The organism is Streptomyces sp. NBC_01352, from assembly GCF_036237295.1.
In the GTDB taxonomy this organism is placed as follows: domain Bacteria; phylum Actinomycetota; class Actinomycetes; order Streptomycetales; family Streptomycetaceae; genus Streptomyces; species Streptomyces plumbiresistens.
The window spans coordinates 9,302,193-9,326,573 of sequence record NZ_CP108354.1 but is presented as its reverse complement, the minus strand read 5'-3'; the positions used below and the strand labels follow the sequence as shown (position 1 = coordinate 9,326,573).

The window sequence follows — 24,381 nt, the reverse complement described above, 5'->3', positions numbered from 1 at the left end:
ATGCAATTCCCCGGACTCGAGAGCCGGTAGTACCGCCGCTGAAGCAGGGCACACATCACCACCAGTCACATGCCAGTCACCCCCTCGGAGTAGCCTGCACTGCCCTTGACAGAGGTTGGTTTCACATATGAATATGTGATTACGACTTTTACGGTCAGACAAAGGTGCCTCGCCTCCTGTCGCCACCCCTGCGACTGGACGGTGTCACCCTCCGGAGAGGAAATCCCATGGCCGGCAATCCCCGAGCTGTCGTCGTCACCGGTGCTTCCGAGGGCCTCGGCAGGGCCACCGCGACCCTGCTGGCCGAAGAGGGCTACCGCGTCTTCGGCACCACCCTCAGCGAGGCCGAGTCCGACGACCTATCCTCGGCCACCGAAGGCGGGGTCACTCCGATCGTCATGGACATCACCGATGACGCCCAGGTCGAGGAGATGGCGCGCATTGTCGATGAACAGGTCGGCGATCAGGGGTTGTTCGCCCTGATCAGCAACGCCGGCATCCTCGTTCCCGGGCCGATGGAGATCGTCTCCATGGAGGGGATCCGCCGCCAGTTCGACGTGAATGTCTTCGGGCATGTGGCCACCATCAAAGCGCTGCTTCCTGCCCTCCGGCGCGGCCGCGGTCGCATCGTGGAGATCGGCTCGCTCACCGGACACGTCGCCCTGCCGTACAAGGGCATCCTGGCCGGTTCCAAGTTCGCCATGGAGGGCCTGATGGACCTGCTGCGCCGCGAACTACTGCCCTGGTCCATCCCGGTCACCATCGTCCGCGCCGGAAAGATGCGCACCAACGCGCTCCCCAAGGCGGCACGCAACCAACAAGCTCTCATCGACGGCCTCACACCCGAGCAGGAGGCTCTCTACGGTGAGTCGTTGCGACGGTTCGCCAAGGCGGATCTCGAAGCGGCCGACGGCGGCATCGATCCGAAGGGCGTGGCCACCCAGATCGCCGGCCTGTTGGCCGACCCGAACCCGCCCACACGGGTGCTCACCGGCCCCGAGGACCAGAAGATCCTCGACCTCGTCGATTCCCTGTCCGACCAGGAAGCCGACCAGAAGATCGCCCACATGATGGGCGTGATCTGACCGGCCGCACCAAAGGGGGGTCCCAACAACCTGACTCAGCACGAAAGGCACCACCATGAGTCTGATCCCTGCCACCAGCCTCGACGGCTTCCACCTCACCTGGGAGAACCAACAGGCCGACGTCCTCGTACGGGAGTACTTCCAGGCCCTCAACGAAGGCACCGACGACGATGTGGACCGCCTGCTGGCCCCGACCTTCGAGAGCCACCGGCGCACCGGAACCACCGGCCGCAACGGCGAGAAGAACCGTCTGCTCACCCTGCGCACTGCTTTTCCCGATCTATCCTACGAGGTACACGAGAACGTGGGTGTCGTCGTGGAGGGCGACATGGTCGCTCTGCGCACCTACGTCTCCGGTACACACGAGGGGCCGTACGCCGGTCATGACCCTACGGGGAAGAGCTTCCGCATCGGCAACCACCACTTCTTCCGGCACCGTAACGGCCGCCTGGTCGAGCACTGGGAGGTGGAGGACAGCTACCGGATCCTCGCCGAGCTGGGCCTGATTCCCCCGAGCATCCCGCTGTTCGACGAGAAGCCCGGCTCCCCCTTCGGCGTCGGCGTCAACCAGCAGACCACCAGGACGGACTGGCACAAGTCCCAGGTACGCGCCATGTACGAAGGTGTAGTGGCCACTGGCAACGCCGACGACGCCTACGGGTTGGCCGACGCCTACATCCAGAACACCGGCCGCGCCCCCGACGGTGCCTCCCACTTCAACGAGGAGTTCGTCGGCTTCCGCAAGGTCTTCCAGAAGGGCCGCGCCTACCAGGTGCAGATCGTGGCCGAGCGGGACCGGGTGATCACCCGCAGCCGCTGGGACGGCTACCACCTCGGAGAGCTGGGCCCTCTCCCCGTCACCGGTCGGGCCGTCGACTTCACCACCGCCGACACCTTCCGTTTCGAGGACGGGGTAATCGTCGAGCACTGGGACACCACGGACTTCCTCGCGATGCTCGGCTCCCTGGGCGTCATGAACAACCACTGATCAATCTGCGGGCCGGGGTGCCGCGCGGTTCGCCGCCGCCGCGCCCCGCTCCGCGATCCCGCGACCCTGAGAGCACCCATGACGACCACCGATCAACCGCAGCCCTCAGAGGCCTCCCAGTCCGCCTCCGTCGCACCGGTCATGACCCAACGCCAGGTGATGCAGGCCCTGTCGGGGCTCCTGCTTGGCATGTTCGTGGCAATTCTGTCCTCCACGATCGTCTCCAACGCGCTTCCCCACATCGTCGCGGACCTGGGAGGAAGCCAGTCCTCCTACACCTGGGTCGTCACCTCGACGCTGCTCGCGATGACAGCGTCCACCCCGCTGTGGGGCAAACTCTCGGACCTCTACGACAAGAAACGGCTGGTCCAGACCGCTCTCGTGATCTTCGTGACGGGGTCCGTCCTCGCCGGGCTCGCCCACGGCACCGGACTCCTCATCGCGATGCGCGCCGTTCAGGGCGTGGGCACGGGTGGCATGGTCGCACTGTCCCAGATCGTCCTCGCCTCGATGATCCCGCCGCGTGAGAGGGGACGCTACAACGGCTACCTGGGTGCGGTGTTCGCCGTGGCCACGGTCGCCGGACCGCTGATCGGAGGTGTCATCACCGACACGTCCTGGCTCGGCTGGCGCTGGTGTTTCTACGTGGGTGTGCCGATCGCCGCCGTCGCGCTGGGCGTTCTGCAACGGACTCTGCAACTGCCGGTCGGCGACGGGGGCAAGAAGGTGGACTGGCTGGGTGCGGCGCTGATCACCTCCGCTGTCAGCCTGCTGCTGGTGTGGGTGACCCTGGCCGGGGACTCGTTCGCCTGGAACTCCTGGCAGACCTACGCCATGATCGGCGGGTCCGTGACCCTGGCGGTCCTGTTCGCCGTCACCGAGACCAAGGCGGCCGATCCGGTGATTCCACTGCGGCTCTTCCGCAACCGCACCATCGCTCTCGCCAGCTCCGTTTCCTTCTTCGTCGGCGCCGCCATGTTCGCCGCCACGGTCTACCTCAGCCAGTACTTCCAACTCGCCCTGGGCGAATCCGCGACCATGGCCGGGCTCATGACCGTCCCTATGATCGCCGGCCTGTTCCTGGCCTCCACCGTCTCCGGTCGGTTCATCACCGCAACCGGGCTCTGGAAAGCATGGCTGGTGACGGGCGGAATCCTGTTGACCGCCGGCCTGGCCCTGTTGGCCCGCCTCCACCACGACACTCCGTACTGGCAGGTCGCGTGCGCGATGGCGTTCACCGGCCTCGGACTCGGAATGAGCATGCAGAACCTCGTGCTCGCGGCACAGAACCAGACGGACGGTACCGACCTGGGTGCCACGAGTTCCCTGGTGGCCTTCACCCGCTCACTCGGCGGCACCATCGGCGTCTCCGCACTCGGCGCCCTGCTCTCCAGCCGCGTGACCCACTATCTCGCCGACGGGCTCACCAGGATCGGCGCACCGGCCGGAGGATCGGACACCCAAGGTGCCGTCCCGGACGTGTCCAAGCTCCGCGAGCCGTTGCGCACCGTCGTCACGAGCGCCTACGGGGACGGCATCGCCGACCTGTTCCTGTTCGCAGCTCCCGCCGCTCTGCTCGGCCTCGTAGTGACTCTGTTCATCCGCGAGACAGCACTGAAGGACCGCACTCCCGAGCCTGGACATCCCACCACCGCACCGGCCGAGGGCCAGGCCTGAAAGGTCACCTTCGTACGCCGTCGGCCAGCGGCGACTCAGCGGTGGGCTCAGCAGGGTTTCGACGATGCCCACAATCTGCTGAAGTCGAACCCCTCCATGTCCGCCTGGAACTCGGGGCTGGATGACCGACGATGCTGATCACGGCAAGTCCTTCCTCGCCATCCCCACGCGATGGCGGCAGAACGACGCGGAGCTTAGCTCAGCGCCAGGCATTCACCTCTGCGGTCGTCCTCCCGGTGAGCATCTGCGGCCACACCCAGAGAGATCCTCGCAGTGACTTTAAGTATCTGCCTGGCTACCCATGGGGGCTGCTGGCGTGCTCCACGACGCGGGAGAACAGCAATAACGACCACGGAAGAGCAGAACACCTTCGCCGGCCGGATGGGCTTCACCCCCGGCACGCTCATCCAGGAACTCGGCCACGACGACGACGTGGACGACGAGCTGCTCGACGAGGACTACGACGGCGTCCCCAACGCGGTGGTGATGTGGTTCCGGCGACCTCACCGACGCCCTGCTTGATGCCGCGAAGTCTCAGGACGAAGACGGAACGATCTGGCTCATGGTCCCGAAGGCCGGGAAGAACGGCCACGTCGAGCCCTGGACTATCGGTGACGCCGCGACGAGCGCCGGCTTGTCCCAGACGAGTCTCGTCAGCGCCGCCGCGAACTTGGAGATGGCCTCCACGACGGCGTACGAGGTCGGCCGCTCGTAGCCGCTGAGGCTGCGCGCACAGAGTGCTTACAGCACTGCCGGATCGACCGTCAGACCCGGCCGTGGCTGCACTTACTGGCTCTAACAAAAGCTTTTGATCATGTGACTGTCGGCTTGATCGCTCGTTTATGGAGGCATGGGGAAGCGTCAGTCGCGGCCGTGGATCGTGTCGGACGAACTGTGGTCGCTCATCGAGCCGTTGCTGCCCGTGCCGCCGCCGAAGCAGGTGGAAGGGCGGCCGCGGGTGCCCGACCGCCAGGAGCTGGGCTTCGGCTCGGGGATGACCTGCTGGCGCCGCTTGGCGGCCTGGAACGAGGCCGGTGTCTGGGACCAGTTGCACCAGCTGCTGCTGAACAAGCTGCGCTCGAAGAACCAGCTGGACTGGTCGCGGGCGGTGATCGACTCCTCCCACGTCCGGGCCGCCCGCAGGGGCCCAAAAGCGGCCCCAGCCCGGTCGACCGCGCACGGCCGGGCAGCAAACACCACATCATCACCGACGGGCAGGGCATCCCGCTTGCGGTGTCGCTGACCGGCGGAAACCGCAACGACGTCACCCAACTCTTGCCCCTGTTGGACAAGATCCCGGCAGTGGCCGGAGCCGTCGGCCGACCGCGCCGACGGCCCGACATACTCTTCGCCGACCGCGGCTACGACCACGACAAGTACCGCCGGCTCCTGCGGCAACGCGGCATCCAGCCCGCGATCGCCGAACGGGGACAACCGCACGGCACCGGTCTGGGCACCTTCCGCTGGGTCGTCGAGCGGACGATCTCCCGGCTGCACGGCTTCCGCCGCCTGCGCATCCGCTGGGAACGACGCGACGACATCCACGAAGCCTTTCTCGGCCTCGCCGTCTGTCTGATCACCCACCGCCACGTCCAGAAGCTTTGTTAGGGCCAGTTAGACGACGACGGCTCCTCCCCATTTCTCGTCGGGACGCCGGTCACAGGGGTCTCGAGGACCGACGGGTCACCGGCCGGCACGTCCTCGATCTCCTTGGGGTAGGAAGCCGCTCCATGTCAGCTGTTGTGAAGCCACGCCGTTGTCGACGCCGAGCCCGATCGTCTTTCCGGCAAATCGGGTTGTGCCCGTTGCGTCACCGCCTTTCTGGTCCGGCGATCAGAACAGGCCGTTGTCGTGCGGCAGGGTGTCCGGGATGGGAACGACGATGTCCCAGTGCTCGACGATCTTGCCATCGGCGACACGGAACAGGTCCCAGTACGCGACCGGAACATCGAACACGCCCTCGGAGACCACCAGCACGAAGTTGCCCTCGGCGATCACCTGGTGAGTCGTCCCGTAGGCGATGTTCTTGCCCTGCTCGGCCCACGCCGCAAAGGCGGCGCCGAGCCCGTCAAGCCCGTCAGCGATCTCCGGGTGGTGCTGGTCGTACTGCTCGGTGGAGATGAAGTCGGTCAGCACGGAGAAGTCACCACCCTTGAGGACCTTCTCGACGAACTCGAGGACCAGGGCACGGTTGGCCTCAGTCTTGTCGAGGTCGCTGACCTCTGCCGGGCCGTCGACCTGCGAGCGGCCCGAGACGGTCTTGGTGATCTGGGGGGTGAGCGCGTCCCAGTGCTCGGCGAGCTTGCCGTCGGCGACGCGGAACAGGTCGAGGGCGACCAGCGGGTCGGGACCGAAGCCGTAGTAGACGCCGTGGACCGCGACCAGGTCGCCATCGGTGATGACCCGGGCGACCTCGTGACGGACGTCGTCGGTGAGTGACCCGATCAGCCCACGCAGGCCTTCGGGGCCGTCGGGCGCGGCCGAGCTGTGCTGGCGGTAGTCGGTGGCCACCCACCGGTCGACGGCGGTGACGTCCTTGTCACCGAAGAGCTCCTTGACTGCGGTGAGGACGGTGGTCTTGTTGTCGCTCATGTTCGTCATTTCCTCGTGCTTGTGGCCTGGTGGGCGGCTTGTGGTTTCTGACATCAACAGTGGTCCCGCAGTCGGTCGGTGCTGCGGTAGGTTCTGGTCTCGTGATGGTGAATATCGGACAGCGCACCTGCGATGCCATCCCGAGGGTGGACTTCAACGCGCGCGTCGGCACTCCGGCCGGCATCGAGGTGATGTCACTGTCCGAGTTCCGGCGGCGTGGGGGCGGCGGGTTCACGACGCCGCATCGCCCCGATTTCCACCACCTCATCGCCACGGTCAGCGGGACGCTGAAGCAGGAGGTCGACTTCACCACGTACGACGCGACCCCCGGGAGCTGGTTGTGGGTCCGTCCGGGGCAGGTCCACAGGTGGGGAGACCTGAGCGAGGTCGAGGGGCATCTCGTGCTCTTCGAGAGCGACTTCCTCGATCCGACCACGGTGGTCGCGGCTCGCTTGGAGACGCCGGGCAGCCCGGTGCAGTACGACGCGGTCGACGACCATGCCGTCGATCTGGCGATCGAGCACCTCTGTCACGAGTTCGGTGCCGTCGGCACGAGTCCGCTCGACGTGCACATCGCCATCCTGCGGCACCTGCTGTCCGTGCTGGTGCTCCGGCTGGCCGACCGGCCGGGTGGGCTTCCCAGCACTACGGAAGACAGCGAGACCTTCCGCCGATTCCGCGAGGCGGTCGAGCGTGACTTCACCAAGACCCATCAGGTCGCTGACTACGCGAGAGCCCTGGGCTACTCCCCGCGGACGCTGAGGAGGGCAACCGCAGCAGCGGTCGGTACCAACGCCAAGGAGTTCATCGACGAACGAGTCACGCTGGAAGCCAAGCGCCGCCTGGCCCACAGCGACGAGACCGCCGTCCGCATCGCCGCACACCTCGGCTTCAGCAGCGCCACCAACTTCAGCAAGTACTTCCAGTCCCGAACCGGACAGAGCCCGATCCAGTTCAGGAACGCGGCCCGACAGGTTTTACCTCCGCGAGGCGGGGCCTGACGACGCGACCTCGGCACAGCCACGACCACCGGACTCGCGTTCGAGTGATGCACTGCGCCACCCTTAGCTTGACTCTGTCGGGGATCTTGGGTGGTCGGGCTCAGCTGCCGAGGGTTCGCCAGGACTTTGACCGGGGGATGTCGTTCTGGTCCAGGAAGGTCTGGAAAGCGGTCGGCGGTCTCGGTGAAGAGGGTTCCTCGGTCGCTGAGGCGTTCGATGTTCACGGCGATGGCCGTGAGTACGTGTTGCAGGTGGGCTTTCGGCTGTCCGCGGCAGCGGCGCATGCCGTGCCGTGGGCGAACTCGTTGATGGTGCCCTCGACTCCGGAGCGGACCGCGTAGCGGGTCTTCCAGTCGGGTGTCTGCTGTTCGGCGCGGACGCGGAGTTGCAGGTCGCGGAGTCCTCGTGGGGGAAAGCCCAAGGTCCGGGCGCTGTCGGCGGTGGTGGTGCAGCGGGTGCGGGCAGGGCAGGGGCGGCACTGGCTCTTGGTGAACCGGGCCACGATCAGCGGGACGGCGGTGGGCGAGGAGGTCGGGTAGGGGCCGTGCCAGCCCTGGCTGAACTGGCCCTGGGAGCAGGTGACCTGTCGGCGGTCGAAGTCGATGGGGAAGTCGTCCCGGCTGACGCCCTCGTTCTTGCGGTGCTGGCGGGTGGGGTTGCCCGGCAGTGGCCCGCTGACGGTGACCTGATGTTCGCGGGCGGCTCGTTCGAGGTGGACCAGGGAGGTGTAGCCGCCGTCGACCAGGTGTTCGGCGGGCAGCAGTCCGCGACGCGCCAGGTGGGTGTGGATGCCGGGCAGGGCCTGGCCGTCGTTGGTGGCGGCCGGCGTGGTGGCCACGTCCGTGATCACGTGACGCTGTCGGAGGCACACGTCTCGGTGACATGCACGGCGAACCCCTTCCAGCGGATGATGTGCCCGTGCCGGACGTAGCGCGCCGTGGTGTCGTAGGGGGAGATGACCGCCGAGGAGGAGGGCGGCAGTTCGCCGTCGTCGGCGGTGCGCCAGCGCAGGCGGCCTGCCGAATCGGTAGTAGTTCTGCACGACGATCTGCCGCAGCGCCTCGGCCTGCGGGCCGGGCCGGTAGCCCGGTCTCTGCCGGTGGAGGTGTTCTAACAGTCGCCAGGCGTCGTCGCCGGCCGCGGGGATCCTGGTCTTGGGCCGGGTGGGGTTCTTGCCCAGACGGACCGGACGGCCGTAGCGGTGCGGGCCATTTCCTTCAGCACGGCACGGACGGCCTCGGTGACCAGTTCCAGCCGGGTCAGGTCGCGCACCGCGGCCAGGACATGGGTGGAGTCGGTGCGCTGCGTGGTGCGCTCGCGCACGAGTCCGGCGTCCTTCAGGCGTGCGAGCGCCAGATCAAGAAGGCGGTCGGCGCGGTCGTCGTGGGTGAGGCGCTCGCGGAAGTCGGCCAGCACGCTGTGGTGGAAGCCAGGATCGTCCAGTTCCAAGGCCATCGCGTACTTGAAATCGATGCGGCAGCGGACCGCTTCCGCTGCCTGACGGTCCGACAGACCGAGCAGGAACTGGAGCGCACACACACGGTGGCCAGTTGGGCGGGCGAGCGACCGGGGCGTCCGTCGCGCGGGTACCAACCGGCGAAGTCCTCGTCGCACCACAACCCATCCAGCCGGTCTCTCACCCACATCGCCGTCGTACCGCCTGGGTTGCTCGCCCGCGCGATCCGCGCGGTCAGAGACGGGACTTGCTCACCGGAACGGGGACAGAGCGACAACGGACACCTCGACAACTGCATCGGTCTTCGAAACAGCCCCGAGCATGCCCGCTGATCATGCTGCCGCACCGGGAAATTCCAAGATCCCCGACAGAATCAAGCTGAGGGCATCTTCGGGGTGCCGGCCAGCATCGCCTCGTAGGCTTTGCGCAGTCCGCTGTAGCCGGTGCTGGCCTAACCCTGGAAGTACAGGGCCCGATGGGCTCGTACAGCGCGAGCACGCCGTCGATGTCCCCGGCCTCGGCGCGCTCGAGCCACAGCCGGCCCAGATCCTCGGGCTTGTACGCCTCTTCGCGACCGTGGTCGGTGACCGCCGGCTTCTAGGCCTGCGCCGGGTTCTGCGAGAACATGTACTTGTGGATGCGCCACCCGTCCGGGGTGCGACGCAGCACGAACAGCTCGCGGAAGTAGGCATGGGTGCGAGTGCCGTCGGCCACGGCAATCACCGTGACGGGCTGCTCGGATCGGACGATCGCGATCTCGTCGTAGACCTCGGTCGAGACCACCTCCACGTTGACCTCCATCCCGATGGCGGCGAAGGTGCTGGCGTAGAAGGAGTCAACGGCGTCGCGGCCGCGCAGGCTGGGCAAGTTCTCGGGGATGATCTCGGCCTCGTCGGCGTAGAGCCGCAAGATCGTGTCAGTGTCCTTGATCTGCAGCGCTTGCATGTACGCCTCGACTACGCCGACCGCGTCGGCGGTGCTGTTGTTGTTCGTCATGTGGTGCTCCTCTGATATTTGGTTGGCAACCGACACCACACGTGCCGGTGACGTGCCAACTTTTCCGTTTGTGTGAGCCGGTCAGTACGCGACGTGGACGAGGCGGCGGGTGAGCTCGCCCTGCTCCAACTCGTCGACGAGAGCGACGGCGTAGTCCTCGGTGCTGATGTGGCTGTTGCCCTCGCCGTCGCTGAGCAGTTGGTGATCGCCTGTCCGGTACGCGCCCGTGCGCTCGCCAGGCGTGATCACCGCGGGCGGGGAGAGGTAGGTCCATTCCAGGTCGTCGGCGTTGTCGCGGACAAGCTCGAACAGCGCCACCTGGGCGCGAACCGGCGGCAGGGCGTCCTCGGGGAACCCTGGGGTGTCGACGACCCGCACACCGGGGGAGACCTCCAGGATGCCCGCGCCGCCCACCACCACCAGGCGACGCACCCCGGCCCTGCGTACGCCGTCCAGTACGCCGCGGCCCACCTCCAGCAGTGACTCGGTGGCCTCGATGCCGCCTCGTGGCGGTGACACCGCCAGGACCACCGCGTCGTGGCCGGCCGCCAGGCGCGCGACGGTGTCGGCGTCGCTCGCGTCCGCCGCGAGGGTGCCGTCCTTCCCGCTGCGCGTGACACCAGTCACCTCGTGGCCCCGCTTGCCCGCCTCGGCAGCGATCCGGCTGCCGATCATCCCGGTGGCTCCGAACAGCAAGATGCGCATCTCATGACCTCCTTGTAGTCATCGCGTGTGCCTCGCACACGCCGTCACCTAGAAGGTATCAATGGGATACTGGTTACTTCAAAGATACTGAAGTACCCTTTGGATATGGTGAACGAAGCTGCCGACGAATCCGAGATCTGCTGCCCGTCCCGGCTGGTGCTCGACCGCATCGGTGACAAGTGGTCGGTGCTGATCGTGCTGAACCTGGGCGACGGCCCCAAGCGGTTCAGCGAACTGCGGGGGGTGCTTCATCACGTGACGCCCAAGGTCCTCACCTACACGCTGCGGGGGATGGAACGCGACGGCCTGCTCACCCGCACGGTCTTCGCCGAGGTCCCGCCCCGCGTGGAGTACGAACTGACCCCGCTGGGCCACTCCCTGCGGCCCGTCGTGGAGCCGATCAGCACCTGGGCCGCGGAGCATGTGGACGAGGTCCTGTCCTTGCGCAAGGCCCACGACGCCCGCTCCGCGGACGAGTTCGCGGGCTGATCACCGAGTAGCCCGACTGCGAGATACGGCCCGCCATGCACGAGACCATGGTGCCGTGGTCGATGACCGCGCATGGCGGGCCGCTTTTGAACTCACTGCGAACTCACTTCGAACCCAGTCGAAGAGCTACGACCTCGTTCGTCGCGGGGAATTCCCATGCCGCGTGCTACCAATAGGCCGCACCGCCCGCGTCGTCGCTGCCTCGCTCCTCCGCGTACTCGAGAGCGGAGAGCCGGAGTACAACGGAGTCTCCAGTGCAAGCCCCAATCCGTCATGACCGACTACACGACGATGTCCCGCCGCAGCAAGCCGGCGTGGGTCCCCACGTGTCACGAGCGATCACAGACGTGTCACCAACCTCGCGGACGCCCTCAGGTCACAAGGACCTGACCTGTACTTACGCGCTCACCCCGGACCAACTGGACGCCCGTGGACGGTTTCTACGACATGTGCCATGTGGTACCCGTACACGCCGGCGGCTCCCGTACGCGTCACCCTTCCGACTGGCTACAGCCACCCCCGCGCACGAAGCCGCGGGACAGACAAGATCCGGACCACACGCGGACCAACAGGGCCGCAACGGCCACTTATTGCACCATCGCCGCAGTTCAGAAGCACGCAAGCGCTGTACCACCAGCAGACCAAGAACCTTTTGGTCAGTTACTCGCCCAAGAAACTGGGCTTCTTTTGGAACGCCGTGAAGGGCGTCTGTCGCGGTTGGGCAGGCGTCCTCGACCACTCACATGAGGGCCTCCCCGGACGCGGGTGCGGATGTCGCAATCCGCACCGAGCCGGAAGGCCCTCACTCATTTCAAGGACACTCATGAAATGCCCAAAATATTGCAAGGTGAGATAATTTACCTAACTAGGGGACGCGTCACAGGCGTTCCCCACCGACCGTGAAAAGGCGGATCCGACCATGTCGAAGAAACCACGTTCGTCCGAGCCACCGCACGGAAAGGGTCCCAGCCGTCACCAGGGCACCGGACAGCACGGCTGGTCGCCCGATGTGGACGAGACGCGCCAGCAGGACAATCCGAGCGCCCACCGCTCCTTCCGACCCGAGCAGGCCGGCGAAAGAGGTAAGGGCCGGTCGATGTCCCCGGAGGAGACGAAGCCCGTTCCGGGCGACACGGCCAAGAGCCGCAGCGCGAGCGGCGAGAAGTACGGCGACGCGGACGAGAAGGGCAGACGCGACACCGGCCGCAAGGGCCGCTCCCAGCGCCCCAGCGGCACCAAGGACGCTTCCGCCACGACCGGCGTGGATCCACAGGACCCACCGTCCGGGCGTCGGCCAGGTTGACGGTCCCATCGCGCCTGGACGGCCTGGCCCGCGCCCGGACGAGCGACGCCCCTGTCAGCAGATCCGCGGCAGTTGCTCCCCGATCGGCAGATCGACCACCCGCGTCCCTCCCAGGCCGGTCCGTGCCACGACCATGCCGGGATGCCCCTCCACGGCCTCACCGATGATCACGGAGTCCGCGCCCAGAGGATGGGCGCGCATCACCCCGAGGACGGCGTCGGCGTGCTCGCGCGGGACGAAGGCGACCAGCTTGCCCTCGTTGGCGATGTACATGGGGTCCAGTCCGAGAATGGCGCAGGCGTTGGCCACGGCCGGCGGGACCGGGACGTCGCGTTCCCGGATGACTACCCCGGTGCCGGAGGCCTGCGCGATCTCATTGAGCGCGGCGGCCAGGCCGCCTCGGGTGGGGTCGCGCAGAACGTGCAGGTCCGGGGTGACGGCGAGCATGGCGTCGACCAGGCCGCCGAGCGCCGCGCAGTCGCTCTTGATCTCCACTCCGAACTCCAGTCCCTCGCGTACGCTCATGACCGCCACCCCGTGGACGCCGATGGCGCCGCTGACGATCACGACGTCACCGGGGACGACCCGCTGAGGGCGCAGATCGACGCCCGCCGGGACGAGACCGATGCCCGCGGTGTTGATGTAGATCCCGTCGCCGTGGCCGGCCTCCACCACCTTGGTGTCGCCGGTGGCGACCTCCACACAGGCGGTGCGCGCGGCCGCGCCCAGCGCCTCGGACACTCGCGTGACCACGTCGAGCTCGACGCCCTCCTCCAGGATGAATCCGCAGGAGAGGTAGGCGGCGCGGGCGCCGCTCATGGCGAGGTCGTTGACGGTGCCGTTGACCGCCAGGTCGCCGATGCTGCCGCCGGGGAAGAACAGTGGCCGCACCACGTAGGAGTCGGTTGAGAACGCCAGCCGGGCACCGCCCACGGAGAGGACGGCGGCGTCACCCATCTGGGCGAGCACCTCGCCCCCGAAGGCAGGCGCGAAGATCTGCTGGACCAGTTCGGCGGAGAGCACTCCGCCGCCGCCGTGGCCCATGACGACACGCGGCCGGTCCCGCAGGGGCGCCGGACACGTCCACGCTTCGACGTCCAGGGCGGGGCCGGGAAGATCGGTGGTGTCAGACAACGGGGGTCGCCTCCTGGGCCTTGGCGGCGGGCATGTCCAGCCGCCGGTAGAGGTAGTACGCGGCGCAGGCTCCCTCGCTGGAGACCATGGTGGCCCCCAGCGGCGTACGAGGCGTGCACAGAGTGCCGAAGGCCTCGCACTCGTGCGGCTTGAGCAGCCCCTGCAGGACCTCTCCGCTGCGGCACTCGGCCGGCTCCTGCGTGCGGATGCCCTCGACGGAGAAGCGGTGCTCGGCGTCGTAGGCGCGGTACTTCGGCGCCAGCCGCCAGCCGCTCTGCGGGATCACCCCGATGCCGCGCCAGGCGCGGTCGGTAACGTCGAAGACATCCTCCAGCATGGCCCGGGCGGCCGCGTTGCCCTCCGCGCGAACGGCACGGGCGTAGGCGTTGTCGACGGTGTGCTCACCGCGTTCCAGCTGCCGGACGGTACGGCGCACGCCTTCGAGGATGTCCAGTGGCTCGAAGCCCGTCACGACGATCGGCACCCGGAAGCGCTCCGCCAGTTCCGGGTACTCCCCCATGCCCATCACGCTGCAGACATGGCCGGCCGCGAGGAAGCCCTGCACCCGGCAGCTCGGCGACGACATGATGGCCTCGATGGCGGGCGGTACGCGGACATGGGACACCAGCATGCTGAAGTTCGGGATGCCCAGCTTCCGGGCCTGATGGACCGTCATGGCGTTGGGGGGTGCGGTCGTCTCGAAGCCGATGCCGAAGAACACCACCTCGCGGTCCGGGTTCTGCTGGGCGATCCGCAGCGCGTCGAGCGGTGAGTAGACGACACGCACGTCACCGCCCTCTCCGCGGACCTGGAACAGATCCCGTCCGGTGCCCGGCACACGCAGCATGTCACCGAAGGAACAGAAGATCACCTCCGGTCGGGAGGCGATCTCCAGAGCCTTGTCGATGACCTCCAGCGGAGTCACGCACACCGGACAGCCGGGTCCGTGGATCAACTCGATCTTGTCCGGCAGGAGTTGGTCGATGCCGTGCCGGATGATGCTGTGCGTCTGCCCTCCGCACACCTCCATCAGCGCCCACGGCCTGGTCACCGTGGCGTGGATGTCGTCGAGCAGCCGGCGGGCCAGCTCCGGGTCCTGGAACTCGTCGATGTACTTCACTGGTTGCGCACCTCTTCCACCGGGTCGACGCCCGCCTCCGTCGCCGCCATCTCCCAGGCGTCGCCGAACTCCTCCTGCAACAGGCCGAGTTCGGCGAAGAGTTCGAGCGTCTGTCGCGCCGACTCCTCGTTCAGCCGTTGGAGGGCGAACCCGACGTGGACGATGGCGTACTCGCCGACCTGCAGGTCGGGCAGGTACTCCAGGCACACCTCCTTGACCACGCCGCCGAAGTCGACGGTGGCCATCCGGGTGCCGTCCCGTTCCTCGATGTCCAGCACTCTGCCGGGTACCGCCAGGCACATGAGCCTCTCCTCGCTGTGGGTCGCGTGTCTGCTCAGTCGGTGGGAGTGGGAGTGGCGCGGGCGGCCACCATCAGTTGGCCCAGCGCCAGGCCACCGTCGTTGGGCGGCACAAGGTGGTGCCGCAGGACCGTGAAGCCGTCCTCGCGCAGGCTGGCGGCACAGGCCGAGGAGAGCAGCGTGTTGGCGAACACGCCTCCCGTCAGGGCGACCGTGTCCAGCCCGTGCCGCTCTCGCGCCCGCGCGCACATCCGGTGCACCAGGCCGGTCACGCCCCGGTGGAAGCGCGCGGCGACCAGAGCCGGCTCGACGCCCCCGCGCAGGTCGCCGACGATCGCCGCGAGTACGGGTGCCGGATCGGCCCGTATGGCGCCGTCCCGGTTCTCCTCCGACGCGTGCAGGGCGAAGGCGTACGCGGTGGTGTCGTCGGCCGGTGCGTGCAGAGCCGCCCCCTCCAGCTCGACGGCGGCCTGTGCCTCGTATCCGGCTCGGTGGCACACCCCGGCGAGAGAGGACACGGCGTCGAAGAGCCGGCCCATGCTGGACGTGGGGACACAGTTCAGGCCGCGCTCCAACTGCCGTTCCAAGACGTGGAGTTCGTCGGGCGGGCAGGCGGTCGTACAGGCGAGGTCGTCGGACCAGTCGATCCCGGCCGCCCTCAGATGGGCCAGCGCCATGCGGTACGGCCGGCGCACCGCGGCGTCACCACCGGGCAGTGGAACATACGCGAGATGTCCGAACCGGGTGAAGCGGTCGTAGTCCGCGCACAGGAACTCCCCGCCCCACACGGCGCCGTCGTCGCCGTGGCCGGTGCCGTCGAAGGCGACGCCGATCACCGGCCGGGTGCCATCCAGTCCATGCTCGGCCATGGCGGCGGCGATGTGCGCGTGATGGTGCTGGACGCGTACGACGGGCTGGTGCGCCGCGTTCCGGTCGGCCCATCCGGCGGAGCGGTAGCCAGGATGCCGGTCGCGGACAAGGGCCTCGGGCCGCACTCCCGTGATGGACTCCAACTGCGCCACCGCGCGCTCGAAGGCCCGTTGAGTGCCGACGTCGTCCATGTCACCGATGTGCGCCGACAGCCAGGCTTGACGGCCCGCCCCGAGACAGAAGGCGTTCTTCAGGTCTCCGCCGACAGCGAGGGCCGGCCGCACGGGCAGCGGGAGGGAGACCGGCAACGGGGCGTAGCCACGCGAGCGGCGGATCACCAGTGGCTCCCCGTCGCAGACGCGGACCACGGAGTCGTCGCACGGGACGTGGATCGGCCGGTCGTGCGTGAGCCAGGCGTCGGCCAGGTGCGCGAGTCGCTCCAGCGCCTCGTCGTCGTCGGTGACGATCGGCTCACCGGACAGGTTGCCGCTGGTCATGACGAGCAGCCTGGGGCCGTCCGGGTCGCCGGGCAGACCGAGCAGCAGATGGTGCACGGGCGTGTAGGGCAGCATCACGCCGAGGTCGGGGCTGCCGGGTGCCACGGCATCGGCGGGCCGGAGGTCCCCGGGGGCGTACGACGGGTGCGGACGCCGCCTCACCAGGACGACCGGCCTGGCACGGCCTTCGAGCAGGCTCCGCTCCGCCGGGCTCAGCCGGACGAGGTGACGGACGTCGTCCGCGGTCCTGGCCATGACGGCGAAGGGCTTGTCCCCGCGCGCTTTTCGTTGGCGCAGGAGGGCGACCGCCTCCTGGTTCGAGGCATCGCAGGCCAGGTGGTAGCCGCCCAGGCCCTTCACGGCGAGGATCGCGCCCCGCTTCAGCAGCGCACGGGCCTCGGTGACCGGGTCCGCCCCCTCGACCTTCCTGAGCCGTGCCTCCTGGGCGAGGACCAGCCGCAGACGGGGCCCGCAGGCCGGGCAGGCGACCGGCTGCGCGTGGAACCGGCGGTCGGCCGGATCGGCGTACTCCCGGGTGCAGTCGGGACACATCGCGAAGCCGGCCATGGTGGTGTTCGCCCGGTCGTACGGCACACCGGTGACGATCGTGAAGCGCGGGCCGCAGTGAGTGCAGTTGACGAACGGGTGCCGGTAGCGCCGGTCCGCCGGGGCGGCCAACTCGGCGAGGCAGTCGGCACAGGTGGCGGAGTCGGGGGAGACCAGGGTGCGGGCCGGTCCGCCGGTGCGCGAGGTGAGGATGGTGAACGCGGTGCCGCCGACGGGAGGCATCTCCCGGTGGTGGACGGACTCCACGCGGGCCAGCGGCGGCGCCTGGGCGGCGATCAGGTCGCAGAACCGGGCCACGGCCGCGGCGCTGCCCTCGACCTCCGCGACGACGCCCTCCGGGGTGTTGGTCACGTGTCCGGCCAGGGCGAGTTCGGTGGCGAGGCCGTAGAGGTAGGGCCTGAAGCCCACGCCCTGTACCACTCCCCGGACGGTGACCCGGCGGCGGCGTGGGGTGTTCTCGGCGACGGCGGTCGGAGCCTGCGGACCGCTCACGAGTGGATGTGGGCCATGGTGCCGGTGGCCTCCGGGTGCGCGTGCGGGTGACTGTGGTGATGAGGCTGCCGGGCCATGACCGGCGAGTGGACAGGTGTGCCGTCCACGGCGGCCAGCGCCCGGTCGAGCAGCGCGCCGACTCCCTGCCCCCGGCGTGCCGAAGTCAGGATCACCTCGACTCCGGGATTGACCTGCTCCACATTCGCGCGGAACGCCGCCTCGTCGAACTCGACGGCCTCCGCGATGTCGGTCTTGGTGACCACCACAAGGTGGGCGAGGCCGAAGGCGGTGGGGTACTTGAGCGGCTTGTCCTCGCCCTCCGTCACGGAGGCGAGGGTGACCCTCAGTGTCTCCCCCAGGTCGTAGGAGGCCGGGCAGACCAGGTTGCCGACGTTCTCCACGAACAGCAGCCGGGTGTCGTCGGGCAGCCACCCGTCCAGGTGCCCGGCGAGCATCCCCGCCTCCAGATGGCACAGTCCGTCGGTGAGTACCTGCTTGACGGGGACCCCCGAACGCGCCAGCCGGGCCGCGTCGTTCTCGGTGGCCAGATCGGCGCTCAGCGCCGCGACGGGAACGGCCCGCTCCCGTGCTCGCAGCAGTTCGCGCTCCAGCAGCGCGGTCTTGCCGCTGCCCGGACTGGACAGCAGGTTGACGACCGCGGTGCCTCGAGCCGCGAGGTGCGCGCGCAGTTCGTGGGCGCTCGCGTCGTTCTTCGCAAGTACGGCCTGTCGCAGGTCGACGACACGGCACATGGTTCAGCGCTCCTCGGAGATCGGTTCGCGGGTGGGCGTGTGCGTGGGGCCGCCGTCCTCCCAGTGCACGTCGAGGATCTGCAGTTCCCGGCCCGCGAGCAGGTCGGTCTGCGTACCGCCGCACGCGGGGCAGGTCAGCCGGGGCGGCATGCCGACGGCCCATTCGTGCGCACAGGGCGTGCAGCGGGCCCGCCCGGGCACCGCTTCTGTGATCAGTTCGGCGCCTTCCAGGAGGGATCCGGCGCAGGCCAGTTCGAAGGAGAAGGCGAGCGCCTCGGGTACGACGCCGGCCAGTTCGCCCACCTGGAGCCGTACCCATCGCACCGCCGTGACGTCTTTGGCCCGTGTGGCGGCCTCTTCCACCTGGTCGACGACGGCCAGCGCGACGGACATCTCGTGCATGGGTCTCCGTCCTTCCGCAGCCTGCCTCCCGCCGGGCTTCATTAGAGGCGGGCGCCCGCTGGTCGCACGGCCCGGCACGCCGTCACCGGCCGGCGGATACACCGTTCGACGCAACCTCACGGCGCACCGGTGGCTCCCCCGTTTCACATCCGTCGGATCCGCAGGTAGCGCCGGAGGTCGGGAAGCACCTCGGCGACGACAGCGACCAGGGCGGCGAGGGCCGCTCCGCCGATGACGATCTTCTTCATCCCGTCTCTCCTCATGTCGAGATCCCACCGGCCGTGGCCCGCGGCGCGGACTCTCCCGGCTTCCCGTGCCTCAGCAGCTTTTCGATCAGCCGGACGGCCTCCGGTACGGCGTCGGACACCGGCGGGCTGAGACCGATGCCCTCGTCCACCGAGGCCGGTTCGCATCCCACGACCAGGACGCGGCGTGGTGGCTCGCCGCCGGTCCCGGCGCACAGGGTGCCCAGCAGAGCCAGGACGGTGTCGGGGGTCATCCGGTGGCCGTCCAGCGCGGGGGCGGCGGATGAAGGGCTCTCTCCGCAGACGTCGTGCTCAATCACGTACAGCGTGCCGGGGGCTTCGCCGCGTGCCGTGGCGTCCACAAGGACGAGGGTGTCGTAGCCGTCCAGCAGCTGGTAGGCGAGGTGCACCCCGCGCACTCCGATGTCCACGACCTCGATGTGTCCGGGCAGGCCGTGCTCGGCGAGCCGGCGGGCGGTCTCCACACCGAAGCCGTCGTCCCCGAGAAAGATGTTGCCGATGCCGGCGACCAGGGTCCTGGGGCCTGACCACGGGGAGGGGTTCATACGTCGTCCTCCAGCGGTGTGACCTCGTCGGGCTGGAAGTACAGGAACCGTCCCTGCTCGCGGCGGATGTCGGCGCCCGGGTCGCCCTCGACCGTGACCGCCAGGTGCACCCCCCCGTCGACGTCGTGCAGCACCGCCTCGACCTTCGCGGTGCGGCCCCGCAGGAAAATGTCCTGCGCGTCCGTGCGCCGCAGGCCCGGGTGCAGTTCGACGCGGCTGCCCTGGCCCACCGACCGGCCGTCCACGACCACCCGGTCCCGCGCGGGGTCGAAGCCCGCCTCGCTCGCCGGGTCCCACCAGGGGGTGTCGGGCCGCTGCACCCCGAACTCGTCGGGGAAGCCGCCGTCCGGGGCGGATGGGCCCGGGCCGGTCACTTCACGCAGACTGCGCACCGCCCCGTGCAGCCGCTCCAGAACCTCGGGCGGCATCGAGTCCGCCAGCTCGATCACGGCGGCCGCCCGCTCGTCCGTACCCCGGGCCTCGCGTTTCTCCTCTTCGGTGAGGGCCGCGGTGCGCAGCGCGAGGATCTCGTCGATCTCGGTGGCGTCGTAGAGCGCGCCGGGGCTCTCCGGTGCGATGGCCGGATGGTCGTCCAGGATGATCGGCGAGGACAGCACCAGGTCGGCGCGGCCGGGTTCGCCGGCGAGTACGGGCCAGGTGTGCAGGTTGCGGCAGGCGGCGACCGCGCCCTTCGCCCACTCGGGCGGATCGGTCATCGACAGGAACGATCCGGCGCTGAGGGCCATGAGGAGGTGGGTGGCCACCAGGGAGTGCGGCAGCGCCGCGTCCCGGTCCGCGGCGCGTTCCTCGGGGGGTGTCCAGTCGCTGGTGTTCTCGACGACGGCGGTCAGCCGCAGGGCCCGGTAGGGGCCGTCGAGTTCGCGGGCGGACAGCCGGACCGTCCCACTGATCTCCTCGGACCGCCGGACCAGTCGGCCGACGGTTCGGCCGGCCGCGTCCAGGACCGGTTCGGTGTCCTCGCGGGCGGGGCGCCGGAAGGGATGGGTCACGCCGTCGCCGAGGAGTTCGTCCACCGACGCGACCACCTCGACACGCTCCTCGCCGCCCTCGTCCCAGGGCACCAGCACCCGGTCCTCGAGGCGGAGTTCGGAGACGGTGTCGTAGCCTCCGTCCGGGCGGGCCCGCTGCACCGTGCGCCGTCGGGCGTGCAGGAAGCGCACCTCGACCGAGAGGGTCGCCCCCGCCTTCGGTTCCATCAGGCACTCGGTGTGCTGGAAGTCGTGCTCCTCGCACTCGGCGCCCCAGCCGGGCGGTACGAGCACCCCGAACTGCCAGCGCAGCCGGTTCTTGGCGGCCGAGGCGCGGTACGGGTAGAGCACGTAGCCCTCGAAGAGGACGGCGTCGGCCACCTGCCGGGCGACGGCGAACCGTTCCTCCGTCCCGGGGGCGAACGCGGTCACGGTCACGGATCGGTCCTTCCGGTGGTGCCGGTGAGGGCGCGCAGCGGGTCGTGCGCGGGCGGGTCGGCACCCTCCAGCAGCGCCGCGACGGTCGCCTCCCAGGAGGGCAGGGCGTGCCGGGAGCGGTAGGCGAGGAGGGCGTCCATGGTGTCGCGGGGCAGCCGGATCCAGCCGCAGCCGGGGAAGTGCTGCTCGACCATCTCCTGCCAGGCGGTGACGGGCATCCGGAAGGCTGCCTCGCGGTCCCACGGGACCGGCTCGACCTGGAAACCGCCGACGCCGGTGAACGCCGTACCGGAGAAGAGCATCAGCAGGGGGACCTCGCCGTCGGTGAGGGCGGTGAGGTAGCGGGTCGCGGCGACGTCCATGTCGTAGGTGCAGGGCACGACGAGGTCGGCTTCGGTCTCCCCCGTGAAGCTGGGGACCATGAGCGAGACCTGGGCGAACTGCACCGGCTGGAGCGTGCTGCCCCAGCGGGAGCGCTCGCCGAAGAGGTCCGCCAGTCCGTCGGCCTCGGCGGATTCGTAGGCTCGGCGGGCGGGTTCGACGCGGATCTGGCAGCGCAGCGCGAGGGCGTGGACGCGGGCGTTGCCGGCGGCTGTGACGCGCAGCCGGAAGACGAGGGTCGGTCCGGCGGCGTACCGGTCGGCGCGGACGCCGGTGCAGGCGAAGGAGAACTCCGTCACGGCCGTACCGCCTCGTCCACGGGCCGGACGCGTCGCGCGACGTCCGCGAAGAACGCGTCCAGCGCGGCCCGGGCCTCGGCCCCGCCGTCGAAGCCCTGCCACAACAGGCGCATGCGGCCGACGAGTTCGTAGCAGATGTCGATCGGTACGAGGAGGCACTCGAAGCGGCCGTCGGTGCGGCGCAGCAGCAGCGCCTCCACGTCGGGTTCGAGCAGTTCGGCGAGGCGGCTGCCGCCGAGGACGTCGGTCCATGTGGCCGGTTCGAGTTCGCTCTCGGTTGCTCCGGCCGGGCTCGGGTAGAGGGCGACGAGCCGGTCGAGTGCCGCGTTACGGAAGAGGAAGGCGACGCCGACCGGGATCTGCAACGCGTCCCACGCGCTCTCGTCGAGGCGGTGCCGGGGGTCGGTGAGGTAGCGGGCGGGGACCGTGCAGAAGCGGCCGGCGGCGGCGCCCGGCTGTTCCATCAGCAGCGCGCAGGGGGTACAGGCGCAGACGAGGGCGCGTTTCTCGGTGTCGACAAGATGACGGTGGTCCGCCTCCACCGTCACGGCGCACAACTCGCACCGTTCGGGCTGCGGAGGTCTCTCGGTGAGGAACCTCCGCAGGCCGGGCATGCGCGTCGTCGGGGACGCCGTCATCGGGCCCCCGTCGGTGCCGTGCTGATCTGAAGGAGTGTGGGCCCGGCGGGCGCGGTCTGTACGTCGACGGCCCTGACCTCCGGCGCGAAACAGGCGAGCGCGGCCTCCGCGGCCTCCCGTGCGCCCGCACCGGAGCCGGAGCCACATCCGCAGCCACCGGCCTCCCTGGCCCGCAGCGTGAGGGTGCCGCTCTCCTCGTCGAAGTCCACGACGTCCAGGGCGTGTTCCCGTACGACGTCGAGGGCACGGGCGATACGGGTGTCGCGGTCCTCGGGGTGCAGGTCGTGCAGGACGAGCAGGCTCGCGACCAGTTCGTCACCGAGCAGTGCCGCCGGCGGTCCGCCGGGAGCGGAGGACAGCAGGTCGAGGATGCGGGCCAGGCCGGCACCGTAGAAGTCCATGAGGGACCGGACGAGTTCCTCCGCCGCCGCGGCGGCGGCCGGGTCGCCGCTCGCGGTCAGTCGCTCCAGCACCTCCTCGACACGGCGTCCGGTCTGCTCCGCGTTCACCGGCGCCGTGGCCGTCGCCGCGCTCATCCGCCCAGTCCGCTCAGGCCGGTGGGCACGTGCATCGACTTCACCGTCTTGCCGCCCCCGACGTACATGTGGACGCCACAGGGCAGACAGGGGTCGAAGCTGCGGACGGCGCGCATGATGTCGATGCCCTTGAAGTTCTCCGGGGTGTTCTCCTCGAAGATGGGCGTGTTCTGCACGGCGTCCTCGTACGGGCCCGGTGTGCCGAAGGTGTCCCTGGTGCTGGCGTTCCAGGGGGTCGGCGGGTACGGGTGATAGTTGGCGATCTTGCCGTCGCGGATCACCATGTGGTGGGAGAGGACACCGCGGACCGCCTCGGTGAAGCCGACGCCGATGCTCTCGTCCGGGACCTCGAACTTCTCCCAGGTCTGGGTGCGTCCGGCGCGGACCTCCGCGAGTCCCTTCTCCGCGCAGTGCAGGGCGACGGCGGCGGCGTACGCCTGGAAGTAGGTGCGGGCGCGGTTGCGCTCCAGCGCGTTGGACCACTTCGGGATCTTCCACTCGAAGGTGGTCTCCGGCTTGGTCATGGTCCTGGGCAGGTTGATGACCACGCTGTGGCCGGTGGCCTTGACGTACCCGATGTCGACGAGACCGGACAGGGCGGTCGACCACAGGCGGGCGATGGGGCCGCCGCCGGTGTCCAGGGCGAGGTGGTCCTTGCCGTCGAACCAGCGCGGGGACATGACCCAGCTGTACTTGTCGTCGAAGTTCCGCTTCTGCGGGGCGGGGATGGTGTGCTGGTTCCACGGGTGGCGCGGGTCCACCGGGTTGCCGAGCGGGTCATGGGTGACGAACTGCTCCTGGCCCTGCCAGTCCTCGTAGTAGGAGCTGCCGAGCAGGATGCGGATGCCGAGGTTGATCTCGGTGAGGTCGTTGGTGACGAGTTTGCCGTCGACGACGATGCCGGGCGTGACGAACATGCGCCGGCCCCAGTCGGTCATGTTGGCGTAGGTGAAGTCGCAGTACTCGGGGTCGTTGAGCGCGCCCCAGCAGCCGAGCATGACCCGGCGGCGGCCGACCTCCTCGTAGCCGGGCAGGGCCTCGTAGAAGAAGTCGAACAGGTCGTCGTGGAGGGGCACGACGCGCTTCATGAACTCGACGTAGCGCATCAGCCGGCTGAGGTAGTCCGTGAAGAGCTGCACGGAGGCGATGGTTCCGACGCCGCCCGGGTAGAGCGTGGAGGGGTGCACATGGCGGCCCTCCATCAGGCAGAACATCTCGCGCGTGTAGCGGCTGACCTGGAGGGCCTCGCGGTAGAACTCGCCCTCCAGGGGGTTGAGCGAGCGCATGATGTCGGCGATCGTGCGGTAGCCGTGCTCCGCGGCGTGCGGGGCCTCGGTGCGCTCGGCGAGTTCGAGGACGCCGGGGTTGGTCTCCTTGACCATCTTCTCGCAGTAGTCGACCCCGACCAGGTTCTCCTGGAAGATGTTGTGGTCGAACATGTACTCCGCGGACTCGCCGAGGTTGATGATCCACTCGCCGAGGTGCGGGGGCTTCACGCCGTACGCCATGTTCTGCGCGTAGACCGAGCAGGTGGCGTGGTTGTCGCCGCAGATGCCGCAGATGCGGCTGGTGATGAAGTGGGCGTCGCGGGGGTCCTTGCCGCGCATGAAGACGCTGTAGCCGCGGAAGACCGACGAGGTGCTGTAGCACTCGGCGACTCGCTTCTGCTTGAAGTCGATCTTCGTGTGGATGCCCAGGCTGCCCACGATCCGGGTGATCGGGTCCCAGGCCATCTCCACCAGGCCGCTGCCGTCGCCGGCCGCCTTCGTCGTCGGTGCCATCTGTGTGCCGTGCCCTTCGTTGCGCGGGAGGTTCGTGTGGGGGGTGCATGCACGAAAACGGGGAGCGGATCAACTGCGGCGAA

26 protein-coding genes and 1 pseudogene are annotated in these 24,381 nt (G+C 69.0%); 9 read left to right on the top strand and 18 right to left on the bottom strand.

What is annotated here, in order from left to right:
• Positions 1-227: 227 nt before the first annotated feature.
• From OG252_RS42860 to OG252_RS42840, 5 genes and pseudogenes are all read left to right on the top strand, one after another.
• Entirely contained in the window at positions 228-1,085 is an 858-nt protein-coding gene (locus tag OG252_RS42860) for an SDR family NAD(P)-dependent oxidoreductase (RefSeq protein WP_266444033.1), read from the top strand.
• Between the two features lie 55 nt (positions 1,086-1,140).
• Positions 1,141-2,073, top strand: a complete 933-nt coding sequence (locus OG252_RS42855) for an ester cyclase (RefSeq protein ID WP_266444030.1) — start codon at positions 1,141-1,143, stop codon at positions 2,071-2,073.
• Between the two features lie 78 nt (positions 2,074-2,151).
• Positions 2,152-3,750, top strand: coding sequence for an MDR family MFS transporter (locus OG252_RS42850; protein ID WP_266444027.1), 1,599 nt, complete (start codon positions 2,152-2,154; stop codon positions 3,748-3,750).
• A gap of 381 nt (positions 3,751-4,131) precedes the next feature.
• Positions 4,132-4,465 (top strand): annotated as a pseudogene (locus OG252_RS42845) (DUF3052 family protein).
• 135 nt (positions 4,466-4,600) lie between these two features.
• Positions 4,601-5,358, top strand: a protein-coding gene (locus OG252_RS42840) for an IS5 family transposase (protein ID WP_266444024.1) whose coding sequence is annotated in 2 segments (ribosomal slippage) — positions 4,601-4,892 and positions 4,892-5,358 — 759 coding nt in all. Because the reading frame shifts where the segments join, the coding sequence is not laid out codon by codon here.
• A 225-nt stretch (positions 5,359-5,583) separates the two neighbouring features.
• Here the strand turns inward: OG252_RS42840 and OG252_RS42835 are convergent.
• Positions 5,584-6,342, bottom strand: coding sequence for a nuclear transport factor 2 family protein (locus OG252_RS42835; RefSeq protein ID WP_266444022.1), 759 nt, complete (start codon positions 6,340-6,342; stop codon positions 5,584-5,586).
• Positions 6,343-6,446: 104 nt separating this feature from the next.
• Here OG252_RS42835 and OG252_RS42830 point away from each other — a divergent pair, with 104 nt between their 5' ends.
• Entirely contained in the window at positions 6,447-7,343 is an 897-nt protein-coding gene (locus OG252_RS42830; RefSeq protein WP_329342941.1) for an AraC family transcriptional regulator, read from the top strand.
• Between the two features lie 220 nt (positions 7,344-7,563).
• On the opposite strand, the gene OG252_RS42825 is transcribed toward OG252_RS42830, so the two are convergent.
• Positions 7,564-8,181 (bottom strand): transposase, encoded by a 618-nt coding sequence (locus OG252_RS42825; protein ID WP_266444018.1) that lies wholly within the window; start codon positions 8,179-8,181, stop codon positions 7,564-7,566.
• 117 nt (positions 8,182-8,298) lie between these two features.
• Here OG252_RS42825 and OG252_RS42820 point away from each other — a divergent pair, with 117 nt between their 5' ends.
• Positions 8,299-8,457, top strand: coding sequence for a hypothetical protein (locus OG252_RS42820; RefSeq protein ID WP_266444016.1), 159 nt, complete (start codon positions 8,299-8,301; stop codon positions 8,455-8,457).
• Here OG252_RS42820 and OG252_RS42815 read toward each other — a convergent pair.
• From OG252_RS42815 to OG252_RS42805, 3 genes are all read right to left on the bottom strand, one after another.
• Positions 8,454-8,882, bottom strand: coding sequence for a transposase (locus OG252_RS42815; RefSeq protein ID WP_266444014.1), 429 nt, complete (start codon positions 8,880-8,882; stop codon positions 8,454-8,456). The genes OG252_RS42820 and OG252_RS42815 overlap by 4 nt on opposite strands.
• Before the next feature lie 514 nt (positions 8,883-9,396).
• Positions 9,397-9,795 (bottom strand): YybH family protein, encoded by a 399-nt coding sequence (locus tag OG252_RS42810; RefSeq protein WP_266444012.1) that lies wholly within the window; start codon positions 9,793-9,795, stop codon positions 9,397-9,399.
• Positions 9,796-9,876: 81 nt separating this feature from the next.
• Positions 9,877-10,500 carry an NAD(P)-dependent oxidoreductase gene (locus OG252_RS42805; protein ID WP_329342936.1) on the bottom strand — a complete coding sequence of 208 codons (624 nt, stop codon included), beginning with the start codon at positions 10,498-10,500 and terminating at the stop codon, positions 9,877-9,879.
• A gap of 105 nt (positions 10,501-10,605) precedes the next feature.
• Between OG252_RS42805 and OG252_RS42800 the strand changes: the two genes are divergently transcribed.
• On the top strand, positions 10,606-10,989 hold the full coding sequence (locus OG252_RS42800) for a winged helix-turn-helix transcriptional regulator (RefSeq protein ID WP_181867456.1): 384 nt from the start codon (positions 10,606-10,608) through the stop codon (positions 10,987-10,989).
• 919 nt (positions 10,990-11,908) lie between these two features.
• Positions 11,909-12,292: a hypothetical protein gene (locus tag OG252_RS42795; RefSeq protein ID WP_329342932.1), complete on the top strand. Its 384-nt coding sequence runs from the start codon at positions 11,909-11,911 to the stop codon at positions 12,290-12,292.
• Between the two features lie 54 nt (positions 12,293-12,346).
• On the opposite strand, the gene hypE is transcribed toward OG252_RS42795, so the two are convergent.
• The 13 genes from hypE to OG252_RS42735 form a co-directional block, all read right to left on the bottom strand.
• A complete protein-coding gene (gene hypE, locus OG252_RS42790; RefSeq protein ID WP_150469764.1) occupies positions 12,347-13,426 on the bottom strand; it encodes a hydrogenase expression/formation protein HypE in 1,080 nt (359 codons plus the stop codon).
• Entirely contained in the window at positions 13,419-14,546 is a 1,128-nt protein-coding gene (gene hypD / locus OG252_RS42785) for a hydrogenase formation protein HypD (protein WP_266444004.1), read from the bottom strand. The genes hypE and hypD overlap by 8 nt, the downstream gene beginning before the upstream one ends.
• Positions 14,543-14,848 (bottom strand): HypC/HybG/HupF family hydrogenase formation chaperone, encoded by a 306-nt coding sequence (locus tag OG252_RS42780; RefSeq protein ID WP_329342930.1) that lies wholly within the window; start codon positions 14,846-14,848, stop codon positions 14,543-14,545. Before OG252_RS42780 ends, hypD begins: the two co-directional genes overlap by 4 nt.
• A gap of 32 nt (positions 14,849-14,880) precedes the next feature.
• The gene (gene hypF, locus OG252_RS42775; protein WP_329342928.1) at positions 14,881-17,271 is read right to left on the bottom strand and encodes a carbamoyltransferase HypF; all 2,391 of its coding nucleotides are present in this window, start codon (positions 17,269-17,271) and stop codon (positions 14,881-14,883) included.
• Positions 17,268-18,023: a hydrogenase nickel incorporation protein HypB gene (gene hypB, locus OG252_RS42770; protein WP_329342926.1), complete on the bottom strand. Its 756-nt coding sequence runs from the start codon at positions 18,021-18,023 to the stop codon at positions 17,268-17,270. Before hypB ends, hypF begins: the two co-directional genes overlap by 4 nt.
• Before the next feature lie 3 nt (positions 18,024-18,026).
• Positions 18,027-18,425 carry a hydrogenase maturation nickel metallochaperone HypA/HybF gene (locus OG252_RS42765; RefSeq protein ID WP_329342924.1) on the bottom strand — a complete coding sequence of 133 codons (399 nt, stop codon included), beginning with the start codon at positions 18,423-18,425 and terminating at the stop codon, positions 18,027-18,029.
• 143 nt (positions 18,426-18,568) lie between these two features.
• The gene (locus tag OG252_RS52435; protein WP_373314921.1) at positions 18,569-18,673 is read right to left on the bottom strand and encodes a DUF6893 family small protein; all 105 of its coding nucleotides are present in this window, start codon (positions 18,671-18,673) and stop codon (positions 18,569-18,571) included.
• A gap of 11 nt (positions 18,674-18,684) precedes the next feature.
• Positions 18,685-19,236 (bottom strand): hydrogenase maturation protease, encoded by a 552-nt coding sequence (locus OG252_RS42760; RefSeq protein WP_266443991.1) that lies wholly within the window; start codon positions 19,234-19,236, stop codon positions 18,685-18,687.
• Positions 19,233-20,663: a hypothetical protein gene (locus tag OG252_RS42755; RefSeq protein ID WP_329342923.1), complete on the bottom strand. Its 1,431-nt coding sequence runs from the start codon at positions 20,661-20,663 to the stop codon at positions 19,233-19,235. The genes OG252_RS42760 and OG252_RS42755 overlap by 4 nt, the downstream gene beginning before the upstream one ends.
• The gene (locus tag OG252_RS42750; RefSeq protein WP_150469772.1) at positions 20,660-21,343 is read right to left on the bottom strand and encodes a DUF6084 family protein; all 684 of its coding nucleotides are present in this window, start codon (positions 21,341-21,343) and stop codon (positions 20,660-20,662) included. Before OG252_RS42750 ends, OG252_RS42755 begins: the two co-directional genes overlap by 4 nt.
• Positions 21,340-21,981 (bottom strand): DUF5947 family protein, encoded by a 642-nt coding sequence (locus OG252_RS42745; protein WP_266443985.1) that lies wholly within the window; start codon positions 21,979-21,981, stop codon positions 21,340-21,342. The genes OG252_RS42750 and OG252_RS42745 overlap by 4 nt, the downstream gene beginning before the upstream one ends.
• Entirely contained in the window at positions 21,978-22,517 is a 540-nt protein-coding gene (locus OG252_RS42740) for a hypothetical protein (RefSeq protein ID WP_266443983.1), read from the bottom strand. Before OG252_RS42740 ends, OG252_RS42745 begins: the two co-directional genes overlap by 4 nt.
• Complete coding sequence (locus tag OG252_RS42735) at positions 22,514-24,298, bottom strand: nickel-dependent hydrogenase large subunit (protein ID WP_150469775.1); 1,785 nt, start codon at positions 24,296-24,298, stop codon at positions 22,514-22,516. The genes OG252_RS42740 and OG252_RS42735 overlap by 4 nt, the downstream gene beginning before the upstream one ends.
• Between the last annotated feature and the right edge of the window lie 83 nt (positions 24,299-24,381).

What these genes read in the sequence shown, in the direction of transcription:
- OG252_RS42760 (WP_266443991.1), bottom strand. Translation starts at nt 19,236, where the DNA reads ATGAACCCCTCCCCGTGGTCAGGCCCCAGGACCCTGGTCGCCGGCATC.
- OG252_RS42860 (WP_266444033.1), top strand. Translation starts at nt 228, where the DNA reads ATGGCCGGCAATCCCCGAGCTGTCGTCGTCACCGGTGCTTCCGAGGGC.
- OG252_RS42800 (WP_181867456.1), top strand. Translation starts at nt 10,606, where the DNA reads ATGGTGAACGAAGCTGCCGACGAATCCGAGATCTGCTGCCCGTCCCGG.
- OG252_RS42835 (WP_266444022.1), bottom strand. Translation starts at nt 6,342, where the DNA reads ATGAGCGACAACAAGACCACCGTCCTCACCGCAGTCAAGGAGCTCTTC.
- OG252_RS42745 (WP_266443985.1), bottom strand. Translation starts at nt 21,981, where the DNA reads ATGACGGCGTCCCCGACGACGCGCATGCCCGGCCTGCGGAGGTTCCTC.
- OG252_RS42830 (WP_329342941.1), top strand. Translation starts at nt 6,447, where the DNA reads ATGGTGAATATCGGACAGCGCACCTGCGATGCCATCCCGAGGGTGGAC.
- OG252_RS42805 (WP_329342936.1), bottom strand. Translation starts at nt 10,500, where the DNA reads ATGCGCATCTTGCTGTTCGGAGCCACCGGGATGATCGGCAGCCGGATC.
- OG252_RS42765 (WP_329342924.1), bottom strand. Translation starts at nt 18,425, where the DNA reads ATGCACGAGATGTCCGTCGCGCTGGCCGTCGTCGACCAGGTGGAAGAG.
- OG252_RS42780 (WP_329342930.1), bottom strand. Translation starts at nt 14,848, where the DNA reads ATGTGCCTGGCGGTACCCGGCAGAGTGCTGGACATCGAGGAACGGGAC.
- OG252_RS52435 (WP_373314921.1), bottom strand. Translation starts at nt 18,673, where the DNA reads ATGAAGAAGATCGTCATCGGCGGAGCGGCCCTCGCCGCCCTGGTCGCT.
- OG252_RS42740 (WP_266443983.1), bottom strand. Translation starts at nt 22,517, where the DNA reads ATGAGCGCGGCGACGGCCACGGCGCCGGTGAACGCGGAGCAGACCGGA.
- OG252_RS42810 (WP_266444012.1), bottom strand. Translation starts at nt 9,795, where the DNA reads ATGACGAACAACAACAGCACCGCCGACGCGGTCGGCGTAGTCGAGGCG.
- OG252_RS42735 (WP_150469775.1), bottom strand. Translation starts at nt 24,298, where the DNA reads ATGGCACCGACGACGAAGGCGGCCGGCGACGGCAGCGGCCTGGTGGAG.
- OG252_RS42795 (WP_329342932.1), top strand. Translation starts at nt 11,909, where the DNA reads ATGTCGAAGAAACCACGTTCGTCCGAGCCACCGCACGGAAAGGGTCCC.
- OG252_RS42850 (WP_266444027.1), top strand. Translation starts at nt 2,152, where the DNA reads ATGACGACCACCGATCAACCGCAGCCCTCAGAGGCCTCCCAGTCCGCC.
- hypB (WP_329342926.1), bottom strand. Translation starts at nt 18,023, where the DNA reads ATGTGCCGTGTCGTCGACCTGCGACAGGCCGTACTTGCGAAGAACGAC.
- OG252_RS42820 (WP_266444016.1), top strand. Translation starts at nt 8,299, where the DNA reads ATGACCGCCGAGGAGGAGGGCGGCAGTTCGCCGTCGTCGGCGGTGCGC.
- OG252_RS42855 (WP_266444030.1), top strand. Translation starts at nt 1,141, where the DNA reads ATGAGTCTGATCCCTGCCACCAGCCTCGACGGCTTCCACCTCACCTGG.